Source organism: Paraburkholderia sp. Ac-20347, from assembly GCF_017104805.1.
GTDB classification, from domain to species: Bacteria; Pseudomonadota; Gammaproteobacteria; order Burkholderiales; family Burkholderiaceae; genus Paraburkholderia; species Paraburkholderia tropica.
Map to the genome: position 1 here is coordinate 1 of NZ_JAAGPN010000305.1, position 8,873 is coordinate 8,873.

At 67.4% G+C, this 8,873-nt stretch carries 6 protein-coding genes; 5 read left to right on the plus strand and 1 reads right to left on the minus strand.

Annotated elements, in window-relative coordinates; all coding sequences use genetic code 11:
• From G3N97_RS33370 to G3N97_RS33380, 3 genes are all read left to right on the plus strand, one after another.
• Positions 1-716: condensation domain-containing protein (locus tag G3N97_RS33370; RefSeq protein WP_241030991.1), on the plus strand; the 716-nt coding region annotated here is incomplete at its 5' end.
• 4 nt (positions 717-720) lie between these two features.
• Positions 721-1,734, plus strand: coding sequence for a TauD/TfdA family dioxygenase (locus G3N97_RS33375; protein ID WP_241030992.1), 1,014 nt, complete (start codon positions 721-723; stop codon positions 1,732-1,734).
• Between the two features lie 57 nt (positions 1,735-1,791).
• Positions 1,792-2,052: an acyl carrier protein gene (locus G3N97_RS33380; protein ID WP_110329062.1), complete on the plus strand. Its 261-nt coding sequence runs from the start codon at positions 1,792-1,794 to the stop codon at positions 2,050-2,052.
• Positions 2,053-2,075: 23 nt separating this feature from the next.
• Here the strand turns inward: G3N97_RS33380 and G3N97_RS33385 are convergent, their stop codons facing one another.
• Positions 2,076-2,897, minus strand: coding sequence for a helix-turn-helix transcriptional regulator (locus tag G3N97_RS33385; protein ID WP_205997163.1), 822 nt, complete (start codon positions 2,895-2,897; stop codon positions 2,076-2,078).
• Between the two features lie 222 nt (positions 2,898-3,119).
• On the opposite strand from G3N97_RS33385, the gene G3N97_RS33390 reads away from it, so the two are divergent.
• On the plus strand, positions 3,120-5,330 hold the full coding sequence (locus G3N97_RS33390; protein WP_205997164.1) for a TonB-dependent siderophore receptor: 2,211 nt from the start codon (positions 3,120-3,122) through the stop codon (positions 5,328-5,330).
• Between the two features lie 46 nt (positions 5,331-5,376).
• Positions 5,377-8,873 (plus strand): non-ribosomal peptide synthetase (locus tag G3N97_RS33395; protein ID WP_205997165.1); only part of this gene is annotated, 3,497 nt, incomplete at its 3' end.

Below are 8,873 nucleotides of genomic sequence, written 5' to 3' on the forward strand. Positions count from 1 at the left end.
CGCACGCGGGCGCGGCGCGCCATTTCCGGCTCGACGCGACGCTCGGCGCACGCGTGCGCACGCTCGCGCAGGCGCACGGCATGACGCCGTTCGCCGTGCTGCTCGCGAGCTTCCAGTGGTTCCTGCATCGCCACACGGGCGCGGACGATCTGGTGATCGGCACCGATGTCGACGGACGCGAGCGCGCCGAGCTGGAAGCGCTGATCGGCTTCTTCGTCAACGTGGTGCCGCTGCGCTCGCGCATCGCCGCCGACGGCGCGAATCTCGCGAGCTTCGACGCGTGGCTCGACGCCGCCAGGCAATCGACGTGGGACGCGCTCGATCATCGCGCGCTGCCGTTCGACCGCATCGTCGACGCGCTCGCGCTCAAGCGTCGCCGCGACGCCAATCCGCTCGTGCAGGTGCTGTTCGTGCTGCGCGACCTGCCGCGCGGCAACACGCGCGTGCCGGGACTCGCGGTCGAGTTGCTGCGCCCGCCGACGACGCAGTCGAAATTCGACATGGCGCTGTTCGTCGAAGCCGTGGACGGCGGCTACGACGTCGAATGGGTCTACGCGAGCGCGCTGTTCGACGCCGCGACCATCGAGCGCGCGTTCGACGCGTGGCGCGCGACGCTCGACGCGGTGAGCGCCGAACCGCGCGCGCCGCTTGCGCTTTCCTTGCCCTTATCCGCGGATGTCGCGCACGACGCCCGCAGCCCAGAACGAGAGTGCTGAAATCATGAACGCATCGCTATTTCCCGACGCCGCCATCGAGGCGTCCCTGCTCGACGCCACCCGCGCCATGCCGCTGGTGCTGACGCCGCGCGCGCCGCTCGATCCCGCGCACGACGCGCGCGCGTGGGTCCGCACGCATCGCGAGGCGCTCGAAGCCGCGCTGCTGCGCCACGGCGCGGTGCTGTTCCGCGACTTCGGCCTCGCCGATCCCGCCGCCTTCGAGGCGTTCGCGGAGACCATCTCGCCGGGACTGTACGGCGAATACGGCGACCTGCCGAAGAAGGAGGGCGGGCGCAACACCTACCGCTCCACGCCGTATCCCGAGAAGCAGATGATCCTGTTTCACAACGAAAGCGCGCATCAGCCGCACTGGCCGCGCCGCCAGTTCTTCTTCTGCGAACAGCCTTCGCCGGTCGGCGGCGCGACGCCCATCGTCGATTGCCGCGCGATGCTGCGGGTGCTGCACGAGGCGCTCGTCGAGGCGTTCGAGCGCCGGCAGATCATGTACGTGCGCACTTTCACGCGCGGACTCGACGTGCCGTGGCGCGAGTTCTTCCACACCGACGATCGCCGCGAAGTTGAGACGCGCTGCGAGGCCGCGGGCGTGCAGTACGAATGGCTCGCCAATGACGAATTGCAGACGCGCACGGTCTGTCCGGCCGTGATCGCGCATCCTCGCACGGGCGAGCGCGCGTTCTTCAACCAGGTGCAACTGCATCACGTGAGTTGTCTCGACGAGGACGTGCGGCTCGATCTGCTCGAATTCGCGGGCGCGAAACGCATGCCGCGCCAGGCGTATTTCGGCGACGGCGGCGAGATCGGCGACGAGGCGATGGCCGCCATCGGCGCGGCCTACGAGCGCTGCGCGGTGCGCTTCGCGTGGCGCAAGGGCGACGCGATCATGCTCGACAACATGCTGGTCGCGCACGCGCGCGATCCGTTCAGCGGGCCGCGCAAGATCGTCGTGGCGATGAGCGAACTCGTGGCGCGCGCCGACGTGCTGGCGGCGACGGTCTGACATGCGGGCGCGCCGCGCGCGCCTTTTTTCATCACTCTGGATTCAGGATTCACCGCTATGCAAACCCAGGCAACTTCACTGGCCCAGCCGCTCGACGCCGACGTGCGCGAGCTGTTCGCGACGCTGCTCGACCTCGCGCCGCACGAGATCGGCGACGATCAGGACTTCTTCGAACTGGGCGGCGACTCGCTGCTCGTCATCAAGCTGGTCGCGCGCATCCGCCGCAAGCTCGGCGTGGAGCTGGCGCCGGGCGACGTGTTCGATCACCCGAGCGTGGCGTCGCTGAGCGCGTTGCTGGCGGCGCGGCAGGGCGCGTGAGCTTGCGTCGCTTGTCGTGCCGCTTATTGAGGGGTCTGCGCCGCGCCCGCTTCCAGCCCGCCGCGATTGCGCAGGAAACGCTGCGGCGTCTCGCCCATCGCGCGCCGGAACATGGTGATGAACGCGCTGGAATTGCTGTAGCCCAGCTCGGTCGCGATGGTCGACACGGCCATGCCCTTGGCGAGCCGCGAGATCGACTCGACGAGACGCAGCCGCTGACGCCACTGGCCGAAGGTCAGGCCGGTTTCGTCCTTGAAGGCGCGTTCGAGCGTGCTTTCGCTCGCGCCCACGCGCATGCCCCAGTCGTTGAGCGGCGTGTTGTCGGCGGGCGCGTCCATCAACTGGCCGCAGATCTGTTGCAGACGGCGATCCTTCGGCAGCGGCAGCAGACCTTCGGTGGCCAGTTGCGCCTCACGCATCTCCTGGAGCAGCAGCGGGTCGATCAGCGCGGAGCGGCGCTCGGCCTGGCCGTTCTGCTGATCGAGCACGAGCGCCGCCACCAGTTCGTGCAGCAGCGACGAAATCATCAGCACGTGGCAGCGCGGTTCGTCGCGCGGCGCGACATCGACCTCGAAATAGACCGTGTACATCACCGTCGGGCTGACCGCCTGCAACTCGTGCGCGACGAGCGGCGCGATCCACAGGCCGCGGTACGGACCGAGCGTCCACGCGCCGTCGGGCGTGATGACGCGCAGCACGCCGCGCGTCGTGTAGACGAATTGAGGCTGCGTATGCGAGTGCCAGCTCTCGCTATCGCCGGTTTCGAAGTCATAGCGTTTGGCAATGACAGGGCGCTTGAGATATCGCCGCTGCATACCGTTAAAACGTTGCCAGATCTCGGTCATTTTGTGAGTCAACGGAAAAAATATGGCAAAACCGTCAAATTTCGAGGGTTTCGCGCAGCTATTTGACAGGACGACGGCGAAGCACAGCCCGTATTCTATCCTCCGCGTGCCGCATACGAATGACAATAGTAATGAGTCGCATTTGTATTGAGGCTTAACTTAAATTTTTGAACAGGGCGCAAGGGCATGAATCGGGGATGGGGCGGGGAGTCATTGAACCACATGGATAACGGCGTGGGCGAGGCGGGAACGGGCAGGGCGAAGCGCATCAGGCTGCGCACGATGACGGCGGTCGTGGCGCTGGCGATCGCGAAAATCGCCAGTGCGCAGACGGCTGCGCCGGTGGCGGCATCCGATGCGACGGCCGCGCAGCCGGCCCAGGGCGGCCAGCAGCTGCCGGCCGTGGTCGTGAAGGGCACGGCCAGCACGGAAACGGCCACGGGTCCGGTGGTCGGCTATGTTGCGAAACGCAGCGAGGCCGGCACCAAGACCGACACGCCGATCATCAAGGTGCCGCAGGCGATCTCGGTCGTCACGCGCGACCAGATGGACGTGCAGGGCGCGCAGAGCGTGGCGCAGGCGCTGCGCTACACCTCGGGCATCAACCCCGAACAGCGCGGCACCAACACCGACTCGCTCGAATATCTCTATGCGCGCGGCTTCCTCGTCGACGAGTTCTGGAACGGGCTGCGCACGCCCGGTCCGAACGGCGGGTTCGGCTACAACGTGACGAGCTTCGATCCGTACATGTTCGAGCGCATCGAACTGCTGCACGGTCCCGCGTCGGTGCTCTACGGCCAGGGCTCGCCGGGCGGCACGGTCAATCTCGTGAGCAAGATGCCGACCGACACGCCCTATCACGAAGTCGGCATGCAGACGGGCAGCTATGGCCGCGTGCAGGGCTTCTTCGATTTCAGCGGCCCCGTCGACAAGGCCGGCACCGTGCTCTACCGCGTCACGGCCGACGGCTACAACACCGGCACGCAGACCGACTTCGTGAACCAGCAGCGCTTCTCGATCGCGCCGACCATCCAGTTCCGTCCGAACCGCGACACCACGTTCACGATCTTCGCGAACTATCAGTCGGACCCGGAAGCGGGCATCTACAACTCGGTGCCGCGCACGTGGACGAGCCGCAGCGAATACCCGGGCGAGCCGACGTGGGACAGCTTCCGCAAGACCCAGGAGTCGATCGGCTATCAGCTCGAGCACCGTTTCAACGATACGTGGTCGTTCAAGCAGAGCTATCGCTTCCTGCACAACAGCCAGACGATCCAGTACGTCGCCAACGACGGCTTCAAGACCGGCACCGACACGCTGTCGCGCGATGCCTACTTGAACCGCGGCATGGTGAATTCGCATACCGTGGATAACCAGTTGAACGCGAAGTTCGACACGGGACCGCTCAAGCACAACGTCACGTTCGGCCTCGATTACCAGAACATCCAGTTCAACCACTACTTCTTCGGTGGCGCGGCGCCGGGTCTGGAAGCGAGCAACCCGATCTACGGTCAGACGATCCCGTATCCGACCACGATGTTCGCGACCTCGAACGCCACGTCGATCAAGCAGCTCGGCGTGTATGCGCAGGATCAGGTCGACATCGGCAAGTGGTCGTTCCTGTTCGGCGTGCGCGAGGACTGGGCCAACGAGGATCAGACCTCGTACAAGACCGGCGCGACGACCGAGCAGTTCAACCGCGCCTTCACGTGGCGCGCGGGCGGCGTGTATCAGTTCGACAACGGCGTGGCGCCGTACTTCAGCTACTCGCGCTCGTTCCAGCCGCAGGTCGGCACGTCGTATAGCGGCGAGGCGTTCGCGCCGCTCACGGCCGAGCAGTACGAAGTGGGCGTGAAGTTGCAGCCGAAGGGCTATAACAGCTTCGTCACGGTATCGGCGTTCCATCTCACGCAGAACAACGTCGCGACCACCGATCCGCTGCACACGAGCTTCAGCGTGCTGACGGGCCAGGTGCGTTCGCAGGGCTTCGAGGTGGAAGGGCACGCGAGCCTGACCAACAACCTGCAGCTGATCGCGAGCTACACCTACACGAACCTGCTCAACACCAAGAGCAACACGGCGAATATCGACAAGGTGCCGGTCGGCATTCCGCGCAACACCGCTTCGCTGTGGGCCGATTACACGGTCTCGGCGGGACCGCTCGCGGGCCTGCTGTTCGGCGGCGGCGTGCGTTACATCGGTGGCTCGTATGGCGATACGGCGAACAGCTTCATGACGTCGTCGGCGACGCTGGTCGATCTCTCGCTGCGTTACGACCTCGGCCGCCGCTTCTCGAGCCTGCAAGGCTGGACGACGTGGATCAACGTGTCGAACCTGCTCGATCGCAAGTACTTCGCCTCGTGCACGAGCGCGAACTACTGCTACTGGGGCCAGGGCCGGCTGTTGCTGGCAGGAGCGAAATATCAGTGGTAATTCAACAGGAGGCAGTGCTGCCATGCAGGTTCCCGCAGAACGAACAATGAGTGTCGCCGGCGTGTCGTCCGCGTGGCAGCGGCTGTCTCCCGTGCAGGAAAGCATGTGGTTCATGCAACGCCTCGCGCCCGATTCGGGCGCGTGGCATCTGGCCCGCGCGTTTCATCTGCGCGGGCCGCTCGACGGCGCGGCGCTGCACCGCGCGCTGTTGCGCGTGCGTGCGCGCCAGGCGGTGCTGCGCACGCGCTTCGAGGAACGCGACGGCACGCCGTATCAGATCGCCGATCTGCGTGCCGACGCGGCGCTCGATCCGCTTTTTCTCGATGATCGTGACGATCTCGACGACGCATCGCGTAACGCCATGCTGGCGCGCGTGCTGGAAGACGAAGCGCAACGTCCGTTCGATCTCGCGCGCGAAGGCGCGGCGCGGTTTCGTCTCGTGCGTCTCGCGCCGCACTGGCACGTGTTGTCCGTGGTCGTGCATCACCTGATTTCCGACGGCGGTTCGAACGCCGTTTTCGCGCGCGAACTCGCCAGGGCGTATGGCGATGCGCTACGCGATCCGGTATCCGAAAATGATTCGGATGCCGAAGCACTGGAATGGAAATACACCGATTTCGCCGCGTGGCAGCGCGCACAGCTCGCGGGCGAAAAGGCCCAGGCCGATCTCGCGTGGTGGCGCGCCTATATCGGCACGCCCGACGACAGCTTCGAACTGCCGGGCGATTTTCCGCGCGCGCCGCAGGCCGAACGCCGCGCGCTCGCGCATACGTTTGCGCTGCAGGACACGACGCTCGCCGCGCTGCGCGAACGTTGCAAGGCGGCGCGCTGCACGCCGTTCGTCGCGCTGATGGCTGCGTATCAACTGCTGTTGTGGCGTCACGCGGGCAGCCGCGATTTTTGCGTCGGCGTGCCGACGAGCGGGCGCACGCTCGCCGAATGCGACGACCTGATCGGTCTGTTTGTCGATACGCGCGTGCATCGCGCGCGCCTCGATCCGTCGATGACGGGCCGCGCGCTGCTGGAGAACGTGCGCGCCGACGCGCGCGCCGCGCTCGATCACGCCGACGTGACCTTGCCGCTGCTCGTCGATGCACTCGGTGTGCGGCGCGAGGCCGATCGCCATCCGCTGTTTCAGACGCTGTTCAACGTGCAGGGCGAGGCGGCGTCGGGGCGGCTCGCGCTCGACGGCCTTGAAGTGGAAATCGTCGACGCCGAGAATCCGCTCGCGCGTTTCGATCTGAGTTTCGATGTGCGCGTCGGCGCGCAAACGGTGAGCGTGACGGCGCGCTACGACGCGACGCGCTATCGGCCTGAAACCGTCGCGCGTTTCTGCCGGCATTACGAGGCGCTGCTCGCGGCGCTGTGCGCGGAACCCGATCGCGCGATCGTCGAACTGCCGTATCTGGGCGACGACGAGCGCGCGCGGCTGGCCGCGTGGAGTCGCGCGCACGCCGACTACGGTCCGGCCGTGCCGGTGCATCGGCTGTTCGAGCGCGAAGCGGCCGCGCATCCGGATGCCGACGCCTTGCTTTTCGGCGACGCCGCGCTCAGCTACGCCGAACTCGACGCGCGCGCGAACCGGCTCGCGCAGCGGTTGCGGCGGCTGGGCGTGGGACCGGACGTGAAGGTGGGTATCGGCGCGGAGCGCTCGGTGGAGATGGTGGTCGGCCTGTTCGCGATTCTCAAGGCGGGCGGCGCTTACGTGCCGCTCGATCCCGACTATCCGGCCGAGCGTCTCGCGTACATGATCGAGGACAGCGGCATCGGCCTGCTGCTCACGCAGCACGCGTTGCGCGAGCGCTTCGAGGCGCTGATTCCTCAAGAGCAACACGTCGATCACGCGGATAGCGGTGATAACGCCGCCGCGCGCTGCACCGTCTTCGCGCTCGACACGCTCGATCTCGCGCAGGAATCCGCCTCGTGCCCCGACGTCGCGCTCGATGCGGAAAACCTCGCCTACGTGATCTACACCTCGGGCTCGACCGGGCGGCCGAAGGGCGCGGCGAACCGGCACGGCGCGCTCTTCAACCGGCTCGCGTGGATGCAGGCCGCCTACCGGCTCGACGCGCGCGACACCGTGCTGCAAAAGACGCCGTTCAGCTTCGACGTCTCGGTATGGGAATTCTTCTGGCCGCTGATGACCGGCGCGCGCCTCGCGCTCGCGCAGCCCGGCGACCATCGCGATCCGGCGCGGCTTGTCGGCCTGATCGACGCGCATCGCGTCACCACGCTGCATTTCGTGCCGCCGATGCTGCAGGCCTTCGTCGCCGCGCTCGACCGCCGCGCCGCCGATGCCGATCGTGCCGGTGTCGATCATGCCGATCATGCTAGCGCGCCGCGCGTCTGCGCGAGCCTGCGCCAGATCGTCTGTAGCGGCGAGGCGCTGCCCGCGCCGTTGCAGGACCAGACGCTCGCGCGTCTGCCGCACGTGCAGGTGCACAACCTCTACGGCCCGACCGAAGCGGCCATCGACGTCACGCACTGGACCTGTCGCGCCGGCGACGCCGTGGTGCCGATCGGCCGGCCGATCGCCAATGTGTCGACGCATGTGCTCGACGCAGCGCTCAATCCGCTGCCCGAAGGCGTCGCGGGCGAACTCTATCTGGGCGGCGCGGGCCTCGCGCGCGGCTATCTGAACCGGCCCGCGCTGACGGCCGAGCGCTTCGTGCCCGATCCGTTCGAGCCGGGCGCGCGCCTCTACCGCACGGGCGACCTCGCGCGCTGGCGGCCGGACGGCGCGCTCGACTATCTGGGCCGCCTCGATCATCAGGTGAAGATTCGCGGCTTCCGGATCGAACTCGGCGAAATCGAGGCCGTATTGCAGCGTCAGCCGGGCGTCGAAACCGCCGTCGTCGCCGCGCTCGATGGTCCCAACGGCAAGCGGCTGGTCGCCTATGTGAGCGCGCGCGCGGGTTGCCGCATCGAGCGCGCCACGCTCGCGGCGGCGCTCGGCGCCGAACTGCCCGAGTACATGGTGCCCGCCGCGTGGGTCGAGCTGGCGAGTTTCCCGCTTTCGCCGAACGGCAAGATCGACCGGCGCGCGCTGCCGCAGCCGGGCCACGACGAGCGCGGCTGGGAAGCGCCGCAAGGTGCGGCCGAGACGGCGCTCGCGGCGATCTGGCAACAGGTGCTGGGCGTGGCGCGCGTCGGGCGTCATGACAATTTCTTCGAACTCGGCGGCGACTCGATCCTGAGCCTGCAGATCGTCGAGCGCGCTCGACGCGGCGGCTGGAAGCTCACTCCGCGTCAGGTGTTCGAGCGTCAGTCGGTCGAGCAGCTGGCGAGCGTCGCGCAGGCGATTGAGCGTGGACACAGCGCGGAGCGCAGCACCGAAGCCGCGCAGATCGCGCCCGTGGGCGCCGAAGCCGCGCTGCTGCCGATGCAGGCGTGGTTTTTCGCGCAGCCGTTCGCGCAGCGTCATCACTGGAATCAGGCGGTGTTGCTGACGAGCCGCGCGCCGCTCGACACGGCGTTGCTGGCGCGCGCGCTCGATGCGCTCGTCGCGCATCATGCGGCGCTGCGGCTGCGTTACAGGCAGGA